This is a genomic window from Butyrivibrio sp. CB08 (genome assembly GCF_003625485.1).
GTDB lineage: Bacteria > Bacillota > Clostridia > Lachnospirales > Lachnospiraceae > Butyrivibrio.
Genome location: NZ_RAIR01000006.1, coordinates 77,299 through 94,827 on the forward strand (window position 1 = coordinate 77,299; position 17,529 = coordinate 94,827).

Here is a 17,529-nt window from a genome sequence, read left to right on the forward strand (position 1 = left end):
CTACCCATCCTCGCGCAGTAGCCTTCTTATGTCTTAATTTTTAGATCAGTTCTTTACTGCGTTCTTATATACTCTGTTAAGAGCAACTGGGTGGAACTCGATTCCTGAAACGCTTGTAGAGATAAGCTCTGCATTGCACTGTGTGTAGAGAGGGAAGATAACTGCCTCTTCCATAACGATCTTCTCTGCATCATAGAGTGCTGCCCAACGAGCTGCTGGATCCATAGCTGTCTCACCTGTTGTGCACTCGTCGATGATCTTGTCGTACTCAGCGTTGCTCCAGAAACCATAGTTGTTAGAGTTGTTTGTTACCCACATACCAAGGTATGTCATAGGATCTGCATAGTCAGGACCCCAACGTGTAAGAGCGATCTCAAACTCGCCTTCCTGCATACGCTCAACTCTTTCCTTCTTAGGCATCTGCTGAAGATCAACAGTAAGACCTGGAAGAGTTGTCTCGAGCTGTTCCTTAACAACCTGTGCAACCTTGATAGGAGCATCATCAGCGTCGTGGATCATTGTGAGGTTGAGCTCTGTGATACCAAGCTCCTCAAGACCCTTAGCCCAGTAGTCAGCAGCTGCAGCTGCATCATACTTGCAGTAGTCTGAGAACATTGTCTGATCTGCTGAGAAGTCTGATCCGTCTGGGCCTGCTGCGAAGTCCATAGGAACTGATGTGTATGTAGGAGCTGAACCATCCTTAAGGACGTCAGTTGTGATTGCTTCTCTGTTAAGAGCCATTGTGATAGCGTAACGAATGTTGAGGTTATCAAGCTCTTTTACTTCCTTGATGTTAGGGCTGATGTACCACATGTATCCAGCACCGATTGCTGCGAATGCAGGATCATCCTTAACCTGGTCAACCTGCTCACCATTTACGAGAGTTGTATCAAGGTCACCATTCTGGTAGCTCATAAGAGCCTGCTGTGAATCCTGGATTACCTGATAGTTGAGGCCTGCAAGCTTAACCTTTGCAGCGTCGTAGTAGTTCTCGTTCTTTGTAAGGTGAATAGCTGTAGCAGCTGGCTGATAGTCATCAAGAACAAATGCGCCGTTTGAAAGAGTTGTCTCTGGGCTTGTTGCGAATGTATCACCAACGCTCTCATAGAAAGCCTCATTTACAGGGTAGAATGTTGGGAAGTACATAAGGCTGAGGAAGTAGCTTACAGGAACGTTAAGCTTAACCTCAAGAGTCTTGTCATCAACAGCTGTAACGCCGAGCTCTGACTTGTCCTTAGCACCATCGATAACGTCCTGAGCGTTTACGATCTGGCCGATATCGCTGAGCATGTAAGAATACTCTGAAGCGATCTCAGGATCAACTGCTCTCTGCCAAGCAAATACGAAGTCGTTTGCTGTTACAGGATCGCCGTTGCTCCAGTTAGCATCTGCGCGAAGGTGGAATGTATATGTAAGACCGTCATCTGAAATATCAACGCTCTCAGCGATAGCGTTTACAGCCTGTCCATCTGCATCCATCTGCATAAGACCATCTGTGTAATCAGCGATTACCTCAAATGATGTTCCGTCTGTAGCCTGCTGTGGGTCAAGTGACTCAACTGGTGTCTCAAGCATTACGTTGAGATCCTCTCCTGAACCCTCGCCTGCTGGCTCTGCACTTGTAGCGTCAGCACTCTGTGCTGCGTCTGTGCTCTGTGCAGAATCTGTAGATTCTGTTGTCTCTGTTTCAGTTACTCCGCTTACTGCAGAGCTTCCGCATCCGATCATGCTCATAGCAAGAACAGAAGCGAGCATAACTGACAAAAGCTTTTTCTTCATAACTTTTATCCTCCTGGTGATATTAATGCTTATACGTGTATACAATTGATGTATATTAACCATAGTAAGCGCTTACCACTAGGAATGTCAACAAAAACTTTATCACTTTAAACCGTTTTCCCTTCAACGCGCCTACCGGACAAAGCAGAAACCCGTAAAAATAGGGCAACTGCGCGGCTTAGCAGTTGCCCATGTTTTTGAAAAACTTTTTCATAAGTACATCATCAATGTGTCTATATCGTCCTCTGAAGTAGCCCAGTCGGTAGCAAGTCTTATGACCGTATGGGTGTCATCATACTTTTCCCAGAAGCTGTATCCCACGTGCTCCGAGATCTCTTTTAGCTTGTCATCACTTATAATAATGAACTGCTGGTTCGTTGGAGAATCCAGGAAGAACTTATAGCCCTTCTCTGTAAGGCGCTCTTTTAAAAGCTCCGCCATCTCTATGGCATTCTCACTTATCTCAAAGTACAGGTCATCTGCAAAAAGAGTATCGAACTGAATTCCAAGAAGCCATCCCTTGGCAAGAAGTGCTCCGTGCTGCTTGACGATTGGAACAGGGTGGGCAGTTGGAACGCCCTTAGGGAACACAACAGCCTCGCCAAAAAGAGCTCCCACCTTGGTTCCACCTATATAGAACACATCAACAAGTGATGCGATATCCTGAATTGTCACATCAGTTCTCTTGCTCATAAGGCCGTAGCCAAGCCTTGCTCCATCAAGGAAAAGAGGTATCTTATACTCTCTGCATACTGCCGAGATATCAGTCAGCTCCTTCTTAGTATAAAGAGTTCCGTACTCAGTTGGATGTGAGATGTAAACCGCACCAGGAAATACCATATGCTCGTGATTGTCATCGCCGTAGAAGGTCTCAAGATACTTCTTAAGGTCTTTAGCGTCAATCTTGCCTATGTCTGATCCGTACTTCGCAGTATCTTTTTCAGCTCCTTTAGCAGGAAGAGTCAGTACCTTGTGTCCTGAAAACTCAATAGCTCCCGCCTCGTGGGCTGCCACGTGGCCAGTCTGAGCTGCCACTACTCCTTCATATGAATTAAGAAGAATGTCGATAACTGTCTGGTTAGTCTGGGTTCCTCCAACAAGGAAGATCACATCACCATCAGGGCATCCGCATTTTGCCTTGATCTTGTCAGCTGCGCTCTTGCAGATATCATCTGTGCCATAACCTGACATCTGGTCAAAGTTATTCTCCATAAGGCGCTCTAAGATCTGTGGGTGTGCGCCCTTTGTATAATCACTGGAAAAAGAAATCCTGGTGCTCATTAGAATTCTATAACCTCCTCAAGTGCAGCAACGAAATGCTCAAGTCCTTCTTTGTCCTCTTCATTGAAGCGTGACAGACTTGGGCTGTCGATATCAAGAACAGCTACAACCTTGCCATCTTTATGAATAGGAACAACGATCTCTGAATTTGATGCACTGTCGCAGGCAATGTGTCCCGGGAACTGGTGCACATCCATAACAAGCTGAGTCTTATCCTCTGCTACTGCTGTTCCGCAGACACCCTTTCCAACCTCGATCCTGATGCAGGCAACCTTTCCCTGGAATGGTCCCAGCATAAGAGATCCCTTATTCATAATGTAGAATCCCGCCCAGTTAAGGTCCTCTAAGTTGTCATATAAAAGAGCTGACGCGTTGGAAAAAACCGGGATGTAGTTGGGCTCATCGTCTGCCAGAGCCCTTATCTGTTTTGCAAGTAACTTGTAGTCTGTCATATTTTTTCTCCATAAACTAAAAGTGAATGTAGGCTCTCGCCCACATCCACTATACTAACACTTGTTTATCTTGCGCACAATCTATTATTTCACAAAACAAAACCCCAGGTTGTGAACTCTGGGATTTTGGGCATAAAAAAGAGCGATAGACGGGGCTCGAACCCGCGGTCTCCACCTTGGCAAGGTGGCGCTTTACCAACTAAGCTACTATCGCGTAAAATATATATAAAGTTGCTATCGCAACGCAAAAACTATAATACACGATAGATTAATGGATTGTCAACACATTATTTTTCTATTTGGTGATTTGGTTATGAGAAAAAAACTAATCGCTCATATCTTAGCACTTACAGTGTTTTTGTCAGTATTTCTGACAGCGGACAATATCTCTTTTGCCCAAAAGACTGCGGAGCAAAACTCTGATATCACAATAGTGATGGTGGGAGACATTCTACTTCATACCCCGGTTGAAGAAGCTGCCCGTAATGCTGATGGAAGTTATAACTTTGATTTCATCTTTCAGAATCTAAAGGCAGATATAAGTGCGGCGGATCTGGCCATAGTCAACCAGGAAGTGATAATTGGAGGTCAGGAACTTGGCGTTTCCGGATACCCTTCCTTTAATGCCCCTTACCAGATTGGAGACGCGCTGATAAATGCCGGATTTGACGTGGTCTGTCACGGAACAAATCATGCGCTGGATAAGGGAAAAAGTGGCGTTTTGAACTGCCTGAAGTATTGGAAGCAGCATCCTCTGGTAACTGTCCTTGGAATAAACGAGACAGAGGCAGAATATAATACAGTTTCTATTTTTGAAAAAAAGGGCATTAAGATCGCAATACTTAACTATACATATGGAACAAACGGAATTCCTCAGCCAAAAGATATGCCCCACGCAGTAGATATGCTGGAAAAGGAAAAGGTTGTAAAGGATCTTAAATTCGCAGAAGAAAATGCAGACTTTACAATAGTTTGTCCCCATTGGGGAACGGAATATAAGCTGGAAGCAGACTCCTCCCAGAAATACTGGACAGACATTTTCAGGAAAAACGGAGCCGATCTGGTTCTTGGTACCCATCCCCATGTGATCGAGCCCATCGAAATGCTTGAAGATGATAACGCAGCAATAACCAACAATCATGGTGACGGCGACATGCTTGTATACTATTCCCTTGGTAATTTTGTAAACTGGACCTCCGGAAAAGGAAAGGGAGTTGCAAATCGCATGGTTGGCGGAATGGCCAACGTCAAAATTGGCAAGAATACAAATGGCGAGATTGTGATCAAAGATCACGGTATCACTCCTGTCGTTTGTCATTTACACAAAGGCCATGAAGGCGTTATAGTATATCCACTAAAGGACTACACAGACGAACTCGGGAAAGAAAATGAAATAGTTAAGCAGGATCCTTCATTTTCTGCAAAATATACAAGAGACCTGTGTAACAAAGTATGGTAAAAAGAGGTTTATTGATATGGCAAATGTGATCTTAAAAAAGGGACAGGGCAGAGAATTTAAATCAGGCGGTCTCTGGATTTATGACAACGAGATAGACAGAGTAGATGGCAGCTTTGAAAACGGAGATATTATTGAGCTCCACGACTTTGACGATTATTTCCTGGGATACGGATTTATCAATGAGAACTCCAAGATAAGAGTCCGCGTCATGTCCAGGAAAAAGGATAACCCGGTGGATCTCATGCTCCTTGAAAAGAGAGTTCGCGACGCCTGGAATCACAGGAAGAATATCATGCGTAGCTACATTAAGGAATATCTTCTTAATGGAAAAGAGCTGTCTGCCATAACAGATAATGAGAGATCCGATGCTCTTACAAGACTTTCTACAAGACTTGTATTTGGAGAGGCGGACTTCCTTCCTGGAATCACAATCGACAAGTTCTCCGACGTTTTAGTAATCGAATCCCTGGCTCTTGGAACTGACAGGATGAAGGATAAGATCATTGACCTTTGCAAAAAAGTCCTTGCTGAGGATGGCGTAATCATTCGTGGAGTCTATGAGAGAAGTGATGCCAAGGTTCGAGAGCTTGAAGGTCTTGAGAGGACCAAGGGATTTATTGGAGAGCCTTTTGATACCAAGGTTCTCATTGAAGAGAATGGCGTAAAATACTACGTTGACGTAGAAAACGGCCAGAAGACCGGATTTTTCCTTGATCAGAAGTTCAACAGACAGGCTATCAGGGGAATCTGCAAGGGCAAAAAAGTCCTGGACTGCTTTACACATACTGGCTCCTTTGCTCTTAACGCTGCAGCTGCTGGAGCAACTTCAGTCCTTGGCGTAGATGCATCAGACCTTGGCTGTGACCAGGCAAGAGAAAATGCAGCCCTAAATAACCTTGAAAATGTGGCAACCTTCCAGTGTGCAGATGTGTTTGAGCTTCTGCCTGACCTTGAGAAAAAGGGCGAGAAGTTCGATGTTGTCATCCTTGACCCTCCAGCATTTACCAAATCAAGGGCTTCTATCAAGAAGGCTGTTACAGGATATAAAGAGATCAATCTTCGCGGAATGCGACTTGTAAAAGACGGCGGATATCTTGCTACCTGCTCATGTTCGCACTTTATGGATGAAGAGCTCTTTTTAAAGACCATAAGCGATGCAGCCAGAGACGCCCACAAGCGCCTTAAGCAGGTAGAGTTCAGGCAGCAGGCCATGGATCACCCGATCCTCTGGGGCGGATCTGCTTCCTACTATCTGAAATTCGTGATCTTCCAGGTATGTGACGAACTGTAATCCTATATTTAAAAAATACCACCAGCCTGATATCAGGTCTGGTGGTATTTCTGTTAGTAAAGCTATTTACTTTCGACTTTTTTAATTGCAAAAAGCGTAATAAACATAAGAATGATTCCAATTGCGAAACAAATAACCCAGTTTCTGACAAAACCTGAAATGATATAAGCGGCAAAGGATACAGCTGCTGCTGTTATTGCATAAGGCAGCTGAGTTGATACGTGCCTGATGTGGTCACACTGTGCACCTGCGCTAGCCATGATAGTTGTATCGGAAATAGGTGAGCAATGATCTCCGCAAACTGCACCTGCCATACATGCAGAAATAGAAATGATCATAAGTTCATTATCCAGATTTGCTCCAAATACATTAACAACTATAGGGATAAGGATACCAAAGGTTCCCCAGGAAGTACCAGTAGCAAAAGCAAGGAAAGTAGCGATGACAAAAACCAAGGCAGGGATGAAACTCATAACAGCATTGTTTTCTGCAACGTTTTCAAAAATACCAGCAACATAGGTTGCTGCGCCAAGAGAGTCTGTCATGCTCTTTAAGGTCCATGCGAATGTAAGGACTAGAATAGCAGGAACCATACTCTTGAAGCCTTCTGGAATAGAATTCATACATTCTTTGAAGGAAAGAACCCGGGTTGCCATAAAAAAGATAACTGTTAAAAGCAGTGCAACTACAGAACCATATACAAGCCCTACAGATGCGTCTGAACCAGAAAAAGCATCAACGAAATTTGTGCCACTGAAGAAACCACCAGTATAGATCATACCAACAACGCAGCAAATAATAAGTGCCACTATAGGAAATACAAGGTGAATAACTCTACCTTTCTGAGAAGTTGGTGGATGTGGCTGATCGGTAGCGCCCAAAAGTCCTTCTCCGTCGCCGTAATTGTATTTTTTTGGATCCTTCAGAATATGCTCTTCTGCTTTTTTCATAGGACCGTAATCAAAGTTCATCGCAGTAAGCCCAAACATCATTACGATCGTAAGCAGAGCATAAAAGTTATAAGGAATGGCTCTTACAAAAAGAGTAAGTCCGTTTGCGCCGTCAACAAATCCTGTTACAGCTGCGGCCCATGACGAAATAGGAGCAATGATACATATAGGAGCAGCTGTTGCGTCAATAAGATAAGCCAGTTTTTCTCTGGAAATCTTGTGCTTATCTGTAAGTGGACGCATAACAGAGCCTACAGTCAGGCAGTTAAAATAGTCATCAATAAAAATCAACATTCCAAGGAGAATAGTTGCAATCTGGGCTCCAACCTTGGTCTTTACATGCTCAACTGCCCATTTTCCAAATGCGCTTGAACCGCCTGCACGATTCATCAACATGACCATAGTTCCCAAAACCACCAGGAAGATCAAGATTCCAACATTCCAACTATCCGAAAGTTGAGCTATCATTCCATCAACAAAAACATGTTGAATGGTTCCTTCTATACTGAAAGAAGAATAAAGAAGTCCTCCCACAAGAATCCCAAGAAAAAGAGAAGAATAAACTTCTTTAGTGATTAAAGCTAAAGCAATTGCGATAATCGCCGGCACTAGTGCCCAAAATGAATCAACAAACATTATTTACCTCCCAACATCTCTTTTGCACGTTAATTTGTTAAATCCCACAATAAATATATCACACTTTTTCATGTTCTGGGTTTTATTTTTCGCAAAAAAGTACAAGGCTGCTACCCGGGGGTATACATCCCCAGATAGCAGCCCTGTGCAAAGAAATAAGAGAAAGAATTTGGCAACAAGTCTATATGTTAGTTTTTAACTATCATCTTTCCGCCACGCTTTGATACTACATCAAAGATAACAGCAGCGAGAAGAACTGCGCCCTTAACCACCTTCTGCATGTTGGCATCGACACCCATAAGTGACATACCAAGGTTGATAACACCCATGAGAACCGCACCTACGATAACTCCAGGAACTGTTCCGATTCCGCCGTAAGCTGATGCTCCACCGATGAAGCAGGATCCGATAGCGTCCATCTCATAGTTCTGGCCGTATGTTGGCTGAGCTGATGTAAGTCTAGCGATTGTTACCATAGCAGCCAGGGCTGCAAGGAATCCCATGTTTGTGTATGCAAGGAAGTAAACTTTATTAGTATTGATACCGGAAAGCTTTGTAGCCTTCTCGTTACCACCTACTGCGTAGAAATGTCTTCCTACTGTGGTGTTCTGTGTGATGTAGCCATAAACAAGAACTACAACAAGAACCCAGATAAGAACTGTAGGAATACCTTTGTGCTGAGCGAGCTTGTAAGCAAAGAGGATAACTACACCAACGATAACTACCATCTTTACTACGAATGTCCAAAGAGCCTCTGTCTCGTAACCGTGTTTCTTTCTGTTGATACGTGTGATGAACTGAAGGATTACGAAAAGAGCTGCTGCAAGGATACCACATACAAGGCATGTAAGGTTGATGCCATTTCCGCCTAAGAAGTCGTGAACGTAGCAGTCAGCACCGCCTCCGAAGAGGTTTACAAATGTGGTCTGCTCCTTGATGGATACTGTAAGACCGTTAAGTACTACGTTTGAAAGTCCTCTGAATGCCAGCATTCCTGCCAGTGTAGTGATGAAAGGAGGAATTCTTACAAAAGCGATCCAGAATCCCTGGAATGCTCCGATAGCAGTTCCGATAAGTACCATGATGATAATAGTAAGCCATACAGGTACATTTAAGTTAACCATCAAAGTAGCGCCGATAGCACCAACGAAACAAACAACAGATCCAACTGAAAGGTCGATGTTACCTCCAGTTAAGATACACAGCAGCATACCTGTTGCAAGAATGAACACGTATGCGTTCTGTGAGATAAGGTTACTTACGTTCATGGGAAGGAGGATTGCTCCGCCTGTTCTCCATGAGAAGAATCCAAGTACAATGATCAGAACAATGATCATCGTATTCTTTTTTATAAAATCAATTACTCTAGTATTATTCATTATTAACCAACCTCCCTTTTTCCGGATGACTGTAAAATATAAGTCATAATCTTCTCCTGGGTAGCATCTTTGCCATCCAGTTCGCCAACCATTCTTCCTTCGTTCATGACATAGATTCTGTCACACATACCAAGGATCTCCGGAAGCTCAGAAGATATCATGATTACAGATTTACCTTCGCTTACCAGCTGGTTGATAATACAATAGATTTCATATTTAGCACCTACGTCGATACCTCTTGTAGGCTCATCAAGAATAAGGATATCAGGATTAGCAAACATCCACTTAGCAAGAAGAACTTTCTGCTGGTTACCACCTGAAAGGTTACCAACGTTCTGCTCTACTGTAGGGCATTTTGTCTTAAGCTTCTCCTTGTACTCAACTGCTACAGAGTACTCTTTATCCTTATCAATTACTGTCCTGTTACTTACTTCGCCAAGATTTGCAAGAGTTGTGTTTATCTTGATCGGGTTAGAAAGAATAAGTCCATTACCCTTTCTGTCTTCAGTAACATATGCAAGTTTGTGCTTGATAGCGTCCTGTACAGAGTTGAGGTGAACCTCTTTTCCCTGGATAAAGAGCTGTCCAGAGATATTCTCTCCATAACTCTTACCAAAGATGCTCATTGCAAGCTCGGTTCTTCCTGCTCCCATAAGTCCTGAGATACCAAGAACCTCGCCCTTTCTTACGTTGATACTTACATCATCAACGATCTTTCTCTCGTTATATAATGGATGGTAAACATTCCAGTTCTTAACTTCCATCATTACTTCGCCAACGTGAGATTCACGCTTAGGGAATCTGTCAGAAAGTTCTCTTCCTACCATTCCCTTGATGATTCTTGCTTCTGAGAAATCATCTACGCCCTTTGTAAGGGTCTCAATAGTTGCTCCGTCACGGATAACTGTGATCTTGTCTGCAACATAGGAAACCTCATTGAGCTTATGTGAAATAATGATTGATGTAAGATTCTGCTCTTTCTTAAGCTTAAGGAGAAGATCAAGAAGTGCTCTTGAATCAGTCTCATTAAGTGAGGATGTAGGCTCATCAAGGATGAGGAGCCTTGCATGCTTTGAAAGAGCTTTTGCAATCTCTACGAGCTGCTTACCAACACCAATGTCCTTAATTAATGTCTGTGTGCTCTCTGAAAGGCCAACAGTGTCAAGATACTGTCTTGCCAGAGCACCGGTCTCATTCCAGTTGATCTTAAACTTCTTTCCTCTCTCATTTCCGAGGAACATGTTCTCAGCGATGGTCATATAAGGAATAAGCGCAAGCTCCTGATGGATGATAACTATTCCCTTACCTTCACTGTCTTTAATGTCGTTAAATTTGCATATTTCAGAATCGTAAACAATATCGCCTTCATAGGAGCCATATGCATAAATTCCACTAAGAACGTTCATCAAAGTGGACTTTCCAGCTCCGTTTTCTCCAACGAGTGCGTGGATTTCTCCTTCTTCAACCTGTAAATTTACATTATCTAAGGCTTTCACACCGGGGAAGGTCTTGGTGATATTTTTCATTTCCAGTAATATCTTCGCCAATTTAACCCCTCCTTCTCTCTCTTAATCTCTTTTTTGCTTTAATAGAGGCGGGTCATATTGCGCCCGCCTCATAGTTATTATAGTTTTTTACCTAACCCGTTTAAGCTATTACTTAAGCTGATCCTCTGTGTAGTAACCAGAATCGATAAGAAGTTCCTTGTAGTTGTTAACGTCTGCAAATACAGGCTCGCAAAGGAATGAAGGAATGATACCTGTTCCGTTGTCGTATGTCTTTGTATCGTTAACTGGAGCCTCTGAACCCTTCATGATAGCGTCAACCATCTCTACAGTCTTAGCTGCAAGAGTACGTGTATCCTTGAAGATAGACATTGACTGCTTTCCAGCGATCATGTTCTTTACAGAAACGATATCACAGTCCTGACCTGTGATGATTGGCCAATCACCTGTGTAGTTAGCTTCGAGTGAGTTTGTAACACCCTGAGCTGTTGAGTCGTTTGAGCACATAACAGCGTCAAGCTTTGTTCCATCTGCATAGTTAGCAGAAATGATAGCGTCCATTCTTGACTGAGCGTTCTCTGTTGCCCAGTTAGCTGTAGCAACACTATCGAAATCCTTCTGACCAGACTTAACTACGAGCTTGCCCTCATCGATGTACTTGTTAAGTACGTCCATAGCGCCGCCGAAGAAGAATCTAGCATTGTTGTCACCAGGATCACCTGTGAAGAGCTCGATGTTGAATGGGCCTGCTGCGTTGTCAAGATCAAGCTGATCTCTGATGTACTCGCCCTGCTTTGTTCCTACCATGTAGTTATCGAATGTAGCATAGTAAGAAACAGCGTCAGAATTCATGATAAGACGGTCGTAAGCGATAACAGCTACGCCCTGCTCTTTAGCCTGCTCAAGAACTGTTCCAAGTGAATCACCATCGATAGATGCGATTACAAGAACCTTAGCGCCAGATGAGATCATGTTCTCGATCTGTGAAACCTGTGTAGGAATATCGTTTGATGCATACTGAAGGTCAACTTCGTATCCAGCTGCCTCGAGCTGCTTCTGCATGTTCTCGCCGTCCTGATTCCATCTCTGGAGATCCTTAGTAGGCATTGCAACACCTACTCTTCCAGCTCCGCCTGCCTCTGCTGCTGGAGCTTCTGCTGCTGGAGCCTCTGCTGCAGGTGCTTCTGCTGCTGGAGCCTCAGCTGTCTCTGTTGCTGCTGGTGCAGATGAGCCGCAACCAACAAGTAATGACATTGTCATTGCTGTTGCAAGAATACCGCTTAAAAGTTTTTTCTTCATGGTTTCCCTCCCTTAAAAAATTAAGTTGGTTTGTTTACACACATAAGTTATCACATATTAAATAGCAATGATTTATGAAATACAGCATATTTTTATTTACAAAAATTTAATAAAAAAGCTGTGCTAGCATTTTTTTGCCAGCACAGCACACGATATTAATATAATGCTATTAGTTTGATGGCATCTTACCAGGAACATTAAGATACACATCTTCTTTTAAGTGGAATCCACTCTTAATGATAACCTCATTGATGTTGCTCTCATTAACGCTTACAGGGTCTATCTTAAGGTATGGCACCATTTCTGATCCGTCATCATACTGAGAGAGATTGGGATCCTCAACACCCTGTCCAAGCGCAAGAAGAACCGACGCCTGGGCAGCTCTCTGAGCCAGCTTCTCAATAGGCTTATAAACTGTCATAAGCTGCGTGCCCTCTACAATCCTCTGGCAGGCCTCAAGGTCTGCGTCCTGACCAACAACCAGTATCTTTCCTGCAAGTCTCTTTTCCGCAAGGGCATGTACCACTCTTGTGGCAAGATCGTCGTTACCGCACATTATTGCGTCTGCCATAACAACTTTGTCCATGTTATTTATGATGTAGTTGCCTGCCTCCTCAGCTTTCCAGCCGTCTGCGTAGAAGGTGTCGATGATCTCGTTTCTGTTCTGTCTCATGACTTTTTTAAAGCCGTTTTCAACCATAGGTACGTTGAAATCTGTAAGCGATCCGCATATCATCAAAACTTTTCCGTTCTTCACATCTCTTTTAACTATGGCTTCGCCCATCATCTGGCCAACCTTCTCGTTGTCAAAAGAGATATACAGATCAACACCTGCATCCTTGATGGGCCTGTCGTAGGCGATAACCTTGATCCCTGCGTCCTGAGCCTTCTTAACGGACTCAGCTATGGCTGTGGAATCAATACAGATGATGACAATAACGTCCATTCCGCTCTTGATGAAGTACTCGATCTGCTGCTTCTGCTGCATTGGGTCTCCGTTGGCGTTCTGGATATTGACCTCAGCCCCAAGCTCCTTGGCAGTAGACACGAACACGTCCCTGTCCCTCTGCCATCTCTCAATGACAAAGGAGTCAAAGCACATTCCAATGCTTATCTTGTCGTCGTCTTCCTTGTCCTTTTTGCTGCTGTCAGCGCCTTCCCCTCCGCAGGCTGTCAGCGACAAAACGCATAATACAAGCGCAAGGATAAAAGAAATCCCTCTTTTCCTTACTATTTTCCCCATTACTCTTTTTAACCTCTCTCTTTAAACTCAGTAGGTGTAACTCCCACATTCTTTTTGAAACTGCGGCTGAAGTAGTTCGGATCTGTGTATCCGCAGGTAGCGCAGACCTCCTTGATGGACATGTCCGTACCAGACAACAGCTCTTTTGCCTTGTCGATCCTTATATTGGTCAGGTACTCAATAAAGTTAAGGCCACTCTCCTCCTTGAAGATCTTACTGAAATAGTAGGGCGAGATGTTGACCTGTCTTGATACGTCGTCTAAGGAAATCTCTTTGCTGTAGTTATCTTTAATATACTCCATAGCGGTCCTTATGATATCGTTGGAACGCTCTTCCCTCTTACTTACTACGTCGCTGCAGGCGTTTGAGAGCTTGGCGATAAACCAGTCCCGGACCTCCGTTGGAGTGCTCATTCCCATGATCTCCGGAAGGTAGGTGTCTCTTCCTGAATAGTGGTAGGTCTGACCTCCACTCTGGTATGCAATGTGCTCAGCATAGAGTGCAAACTCAAGGGCCTTAAGCCTCATGGACATCAGGTCTCCTGAACCAGCTCTCTGGCACATCCAGTCAGCATACTTGTCGGCGTAAACCAGCATGCCGTTTAAGTCTCCCTTTGAAACAGCCTCAAACATAGGCTTTTCAAGCTCTTTGGGATAGTCCTCCTCATAGCTGCAGCTGATGGTAAGGTCATCCACATGAGCCACGGTTCCTGTTGTAGCGATAAGAGCATTTAAAGCTTCTCTGTAGGAATCTCCCAGATCCCTCAGTGGATGCAGAGCGCCAATTCCCACACGGAAGTTGATATCTGTCTTTTTGCGAAGGTATCTGCACATGTCCCTGGCTCTGTCAATGAGCTCAGTTCTGTCATTGTACTCAAGGACCTTGCTTCCATAAGGAACCAGCACAGCGATCTTATTGGCCATAACGTTTCCTATCTTGCAGTCAAAAAAGCTCTTGACCCCTTCACGGATCTCCCTGTACATACCAGATACTTTTACGGAGCTTCCTACGGCGTTGGTCATGTGGTTACCTTCCTGGGTTTCGCCGCAGACGATAGCCATCATGTATCCGTAGTCGTCCTCGATTCCAAGAATGCTCTTATAGCTGTCCACATCCTCCTCAAAATGCTCCTGAAGAAGAATGTCGTAGATAAGGCCGTTCTCAATGATAGGCTCGATGGTCTCAAGCTTTTCTTTTATGAGAAGCTCGTTGCTCCTCTTGGCTCTTTCTGAATCTATCTGGTCCATGGCGCGCTTTAAGGTGTCTATTACCTTCATTCGCTCCATGGGCTTTGTTATATACTCAAGTACTCCAAGCTTGATGGCCTCTTTGGCGTAGTCAAACTTATCATAGGCTGACATGACGATAAACACAGCGTTTGGACAGAACTGCTTCATCTCCTTGATGGCGTCGATACCGTTGATACCGGGCATGTGGATATCAACAACCGCAATATCCGGTCTGAACTGCTCAGCCACCTCGATAAGGCGTCTGCCGGTCTTTGCAAACTCAAGACTGCACTTGTCCCCAAACTCTTTTTCAATTATGAATTTCATTGAGTCGATGACGATTCCTTCGTCATCCGCGATCATCACTCTGTACATCGTTTGCTTCTTTCTTCTGTCTTGGGATGCGCACTATAAACTCGCAGCCCATATTTTCTCCCTGGCTGTGGATCTCTACAACGTCATCCCTTCCCGCATAGAGGCGAAGTCTTGCTATAACGTTGCCAAGTCCTATTCCGTTGTTGTCGTACTGCTGCTCTCTTGGCTCGTAGCTGCCATCAAGGATCCTGTCGATCTCCTCTTTGGCAATGCCCTTCCCGTTGTCAGCAACACTTATGCAGACATCCTCTCCGTCCCTGAATACCTTGAGGCTTATCTTTCCCTTATCTCCCATCTCTCTGATACCGTGGTTTACGGCATTTTCTACGATGGGCTGAAGGATCATGCTTGGCATCTTGATATCAAGGAGCCTTTTGTCTATCTGCTTTTCATAGCCGATATCTCCGGAGAATCTTACATTCAGGATCTGGATGTAATTGTCTACCAGGTCTACCTCTTCTCTTACTGTAACGTCATTTTTGTTGTTCTTAACGTTATATCTGAAAAAGTCTGCAACTGTCTGAACATACTCGTAGGTCTTATCTGCACCTTCCATCATGGCAAGCTGAGCGCCTGCATTTAAGGTGTTGAACAAAAAGTGCGGATTGATCTGAGCCTGCAGGTACTTAAGCTGGGCTTCCTTAAGGTGAGCGGTCATCATCAGCTCTTTTTCCTGAAGGAGTCTCTCTTTTTCCATACTCTCCTTGAGCTGCTCGATGTACTGTTTGATGCTGACAACCATCTTGTTGAAGGCCCTTGTTACGACACCAACCTCATCGTCGTATGGAGTGTCCGGAATCTCTGTATCGAAGTTACCTTTAGAAACCTCGTCCGCGCTGCTTGCAAGATTCTTAAGCGGCATGGTCATGGCGTTTACAAGGCTGGCTACCATTATAACGTTGCCCACCATGATAAGGGTCATGACAAGAACGCCTGCTGCCTCAAACTTCTTAAAGGCTTTGCTGAGGGCAGTGTACTTCTCTGAGTTTACTACAAAGAGTTCCAGGTTCAGGTTTGTGATATATTCCTCGATATCGTCGCACAGCTCTGTGGCATTCTCATAGTAGGTGCGATACTTCTCAACATTTCGACCTCGCTTGGCCTCAACAGTCTGGGCAACTTCATCAAGATAAGTCTTGGACATAAACTTGATATTGCGCTCCATCCTGTCGTAGCTCTGGTCGGTTATCTTATCATTCAGAGTATCAGTAAGATCCTGGTATCTCTGGGCACTTTTGTAATAGTTTTCCAAAGACTCACTGGTCTTGGAGCTTAGGTACTCCGTCATGGAATCCTGCACATCAGAAAGAGCGGTGGTCAGTTCATTCAGCTGTCTGTTGTCCAGATAGGCTGCTTCCATATCGTTGGACATGCTGTTGATTCCAAGGATCAGGAAGATATTCACCACGAAGATGATAACATTGGTGATAGCGCAGATGATAATGATCTTAAACTGCAGGGGCTTATCAAAGAATCTACTCTTCATCTTCGTCCTCCCCTGTCAGAAACTGATTAACATTGTCCTGATTTATAAGAGTTACATCTGCAAGGTAATATTCACTTGTGTTTCCAAGGTCATAATAATCTGAAAGGGCCTTGATGCTGTACTCACCAAGCTGCCTTGCATCTATTGAAACAGTGGCGTAAATTCCGCCTCTTTCAATGGCTGTCAGTATATCCTGTGAATCGTAATATCCAAGTATGTTTACTTCTCCAACCTTGTTAAAGTCAACTACTGCCTGATATGCGCAGACTGTACTAAGTTCATTGAGGCAAACGATGACGTCCGGAACCTCCTCTTCCATGAAGATATCCCTTATGGACTCTTCCACTGAGAAGGAATTGGAATTATCAACCGTCATGATGGATATGGAAAATTCCGCATCTGTGGCGTTTTCTTCCATGATGGCATCCTGCATTGCAGGGATGATGATGTTCTGTCCGGTATCTTTGGTATCAGAATTGGCAACTACAACCACCTTGACGTGGGAGCGCTCTTCAAAGCTCTCAGCTTCAATAAAGTCTTCTCTTCGTCTCTCCTTGATGACATTGATAACCTGCTTGCCATACATCTTACCTATACTGTATCCGCCAACTCCAACGAAACTAAGCCTGTCAGATCTCGTATTGTCTCCGTACAGGGTAACTACTGGGATTCCTCCCCAGACAGCTTCGTTTATCAGCTCTGTCATGGTATCAGATTCATCAGCAGATACCATGATGGCGTCGGGCCTTGCAGCTATGGCCATCTTCATGAGTTCCTCGGTCGTGTACTCTCCTGAGAGATTATTACCAAGCAGATCCACATAGATATTCTCTTCCTTAGCCGCTTCTAAAGCGCCGTCGTAAACCGACTGCCAGAAATCTGACTTGTGATTGTCAGCGATAAGGCAGTAGTACTTGTCATATTCCCTTACGTCGGAACTTCCCTTAACACTAAGCTTATAAAATCTGAAAACAATTGCACCAACAACAATAGTAACTAACAGAAACAGAATTGTTGCGGCAAAGATCAGATATTGTTTGTTTTCGTTTGTTTTATACTGCTTATCCATAAATCCGATTGTACCAAATCGCGCCAATAAGAAAAAGCTATTGACAAAGCTTTCAATGTAGTTTAATATTTACTTTGCTGTCAACAACGACAGGCA

13 protein-coding genes and 1 tRNA gene are annotated in these 17,529 nt (G+C 44.0%); 2 read left to right on the plus strand and 12 right to left on the minus strand.

What is annotated here, in order from left to right; genetic code table 11:
* Positions 1-45 precede the first annotated feature (45 nt).
* From D6855_RS11505 to D6855_RS11520, 4 genes are all read right to left on the minus strand, one after another.
* Positions 46-1,779, minus strand: a complete 1,734-nt coding sequence (locus tag D6855_RS11505) for a peptide ABC transporter substrate-binding protein (protein WP_120741186.1) — start codon at positions 1,777-1,779, stop codon at positions 46-48.
* A gap of 210 nt (positions 1,780-1,989) precedes the next feature.
* Positions 1,990-3,060 carry a threonine aldolase family protein gene (locus D6855_RS11510; protein ID WP_120741188.1) on the minus strand — a complete coding sequence of 357 codons (1,071 nt, stop codon included), beginning with the start codon at positions 3,058-3,060 and terminating at the stop codon, positions 1,990-1,992.
* Entirely contained in the window at positions 3,060-3,512 is a 453-nt protein-coding gene (locus tag D6855_RS11515) for a GAF domain-containing protein (protein WP_120741191.1), read from the minus strand. The genes D6855_RS11510 and D6855_RS11515 overlap by 1 nt, the downstream gene beginning before the upstream one ends.
* A 141-nt stretch (positions 3,513-3,653) precedes the next feature.
* A tRNA-Gly gene (locus D6855_RS11520) sits at positions 3,654-3,726 on the minus strand.
* 99 nt (positions 3,727-3,825) lie between these two features.
* Between D6855_RS11520 and D6855_RS11525 the strand changes: the two genes are divergently transcribed.
* The gene (locus D6855_RS11525; RefSeq protein ID WP_158589515.1) at positions 3,826-4,971 is read left to right on the plus strand and encodes a CapA family protein; all 1,146 of its coding nucleotides are present in this window, start codon (positions 3,826-3,828) and stop codon (positions 4,969-4,971) included.
* Positions 4,972-4,987: 16 nt separating this feature from the next.
* Entirely contained in the window at positions 4,988-6,262 is a 1,275-nt protein-coding gene (locus D6855_RS11530) for a class I SAM-dependent rRNA methyltransferase (RefSeq protein WP_120741195.1), read from the plus strand.
* A gap of 62 nt (positions 6,263-6,324) precedes the next feature.
* On the opposite strand, the gene D6855_RS11535 is transcribed toward D6855_RS11530, so the two are convergent.
* The 8 genes from D6855_RS11535 to D6855_RS11570 all read right to left on the minus strand — a co-directional run bounded on the left by D6855_RS11535 (position 6,325) and on the right by D6855_RS11570 (position 17,433).
* On the minus strand, positions 6,325-7,848 hold the full coding sequence (locus D6855_RS11535) for a Na+/H+ antiporter NhaC family protein (RefSeq protein WP_120741197.1): 1,524 nt from the start codon (positions 7,846-7,848) through the stop codon (positions 6,325-6,327).
* 188 nt (positions 7,849-8,036) lie between these two features.
* Positions 8,037-9,227, minus strand: coding sequence for a multiple monosaccharide ABC transporter permease (gene mmsB, locus D6855_RS11540; RefSeq protein WP_199712445.1), 1,191 nt, complete (start codon positions 9,225-9,227; stop codon positions 8,037-8,039).
* 2 nt (positions 9,228-9,229) lie between these two features.
* Positions 9,230-10,774 (minus strand): multiple monosaccharide ABC transporter ATP-binding protein, encoded by a 1,545-nt coding sequence (gene mmsA / locus D6855_RS11545; protein WP_120741201.1) that lies wholly within the window; start codon positions 10,772-10,774, stop codon positions 9,230-9,232.
* Between the two features lie 108 nt (positions 10,775-10,882).
* The gene (gene chvE / locus D6855_RS11550; RefSeq protein WP_120741203.1) at positions 10,883-12,031 is read right to left on the minus strand and encodes a multiple monosaccharide ABC transporter substrate-binding protein; all 1,149 of its coding nucleotides are present in this window, start codon (positions 12,029-12,031) and stop codon (positions 10,883-10,885) included.
* A gap of 169 nt (positions 12,032-12,200) precedes the next feature.
* Positions 12,201-13,274 (minus strand): sugar ABC transporter substrate-binding protein, encoded by a 1,074-nt coding sequence (locus tag D6855_RS11555; RefSeq protein ID WP_120741205.1) that lies wholly within the window; start codon positions 13,272-13,274, stop codon positions 12,201-12,203.
* An 8-nt stretch (positions 13,275-13,282) separates the two neighbouring features.
* Positions 13,283-14,878 carry a helix-turn-helix domain-containing protein gene (locus D6855_RS11560; RefSeq protein ID WP_120741207.1) on the minus strand — a complete coding sequence of 532 codons (1,596 nt, stop codon included), beginning with the start codon at positions 14,876-14,878 and terminating at the stop codon, positions 13,283-13,285.
* The gene (locus tag D6855_RS11565; RefSeq protein WP_120741209.1) at positions 14,853-16,364 is read right to left on the minus strand and encodes a sensor histidine kinase; all 1,512 of its coding nucleotides are present in this window, start codon (positions 16,362-16,364) and stop codon (positions 14,853-14,855) included. The genes D6855_RS11560 and D6855_RS11565 overlap by 26 nt, the downstream gene beginning before the upstream one ends.
* The gene (locus tag D6855_RS11570; protein WP_120741211.1) at positions 16,354-17,433 is read right to left on the minus strand and encodes a sugar ABC transporter substrate-binding protein; all 1,080 of its coding nucleotides are present in this window, start codon (positions 17,431-17,433) and stop codon (positions 16,354-16,356) included. Before D6855_RS11570 ends, D6855_RS11565 begins: the two co-directional genes overlap by 11 nt.
* Between the last annotated feature and the right edge of the window lie 96 nt (positions 17,434-17,529).

What these genes read in the sequence shown, in the direction of transcription:
- D6855_RS11505 (WP_120741186.1), bottom strand. Translation starts at nt 1,779, where the DNA reads ATGAAGAAAAAGCTTTTGTCAGTTATGCTCGCTTCTGTTCTTGCTATG.
- D6855_RS11510 (WP_120741188.1), bottom strand. Translation starts at nt 3,060, where the DNA reads ATGAGCACCAGGATTTCTTTTTCCAGTGATTATACAAAGGGCGCACAC.
- D6855_RS11515 (WP_120741191.1), bottom strand. Translation starts at nt 3,512, where the DNA reads ATGACAGACTACAAGTTACTTGCAAAACAGATAAGGGCTCTGGCAGAC.
- D6855_RS11525 (WP_158589515.1), top strand. Translation starts at nt 3,826, where the DNA reads ATGAGAAAAAAACTAATCGCTCATATCTTAGCACTTACAGTGTTTTTG.
- D6855_RS11530 (WP_120741195.1), top strand. Translation starts at nt 4,988, where the DNA reads ATGGCAAATGTGATCTTAAAAAAGGGACAGGGCAGAGAATTTAAATCA.
- D6855_RS11535 (WP_120741197.1), bottom strand. Translation starts at nt 7,848, where the DNA reads ATGTTTGTTGATTCATTTTGGGCACTAGTGCCGGCGATTATCGCAATT.
- mmsB (WP_199712445.1), bottom strand. Translation starts at nt 9,227, where the DNA reads ATGAATAATACTAGAGTAATTGATTTTATAAAAAAGAATACGATGATC.
- chvE (WP_120741203.1), bottom strand. Translation starts at nt 12,031, where the DNA reads ATGAAGAAAAAACTTTTAAGCGGTATTCTTGCAACAGCAATGACAATG.
- D6855_RS11555 (WP_120741205.1), bottom strand. Translation starts at nt 13,274, where the DNA reads ATGGGGAAAATAGTAAGGAAAAGAGGGATTTCTTTTATCCTTGCGCTT.
- D6855_RS11560 (WP_120741207.1), bottom strand. Translation starts at nt 14,878, where the DNA reads ATGTACAGAGTGATGATCGCGGATGACGAAGGAATCGTCATCGACTCA.
- D6855_RS11565 (WP_120741209.1), bottom strand. Translation starts at nt 16,364, where the DNA reads ATGAAGAGTAGATTCTTTGATAAGCCCCTGCAGTTTAAGATCATTATC.
- D6855_RS11570 (WP_120741211.1), bottom strand. Translation starts at nt 17,433, where the DNA reads ATGGATAAGCAGTATAAAACAAACGAAAACAAACAATATCTGATCTTT.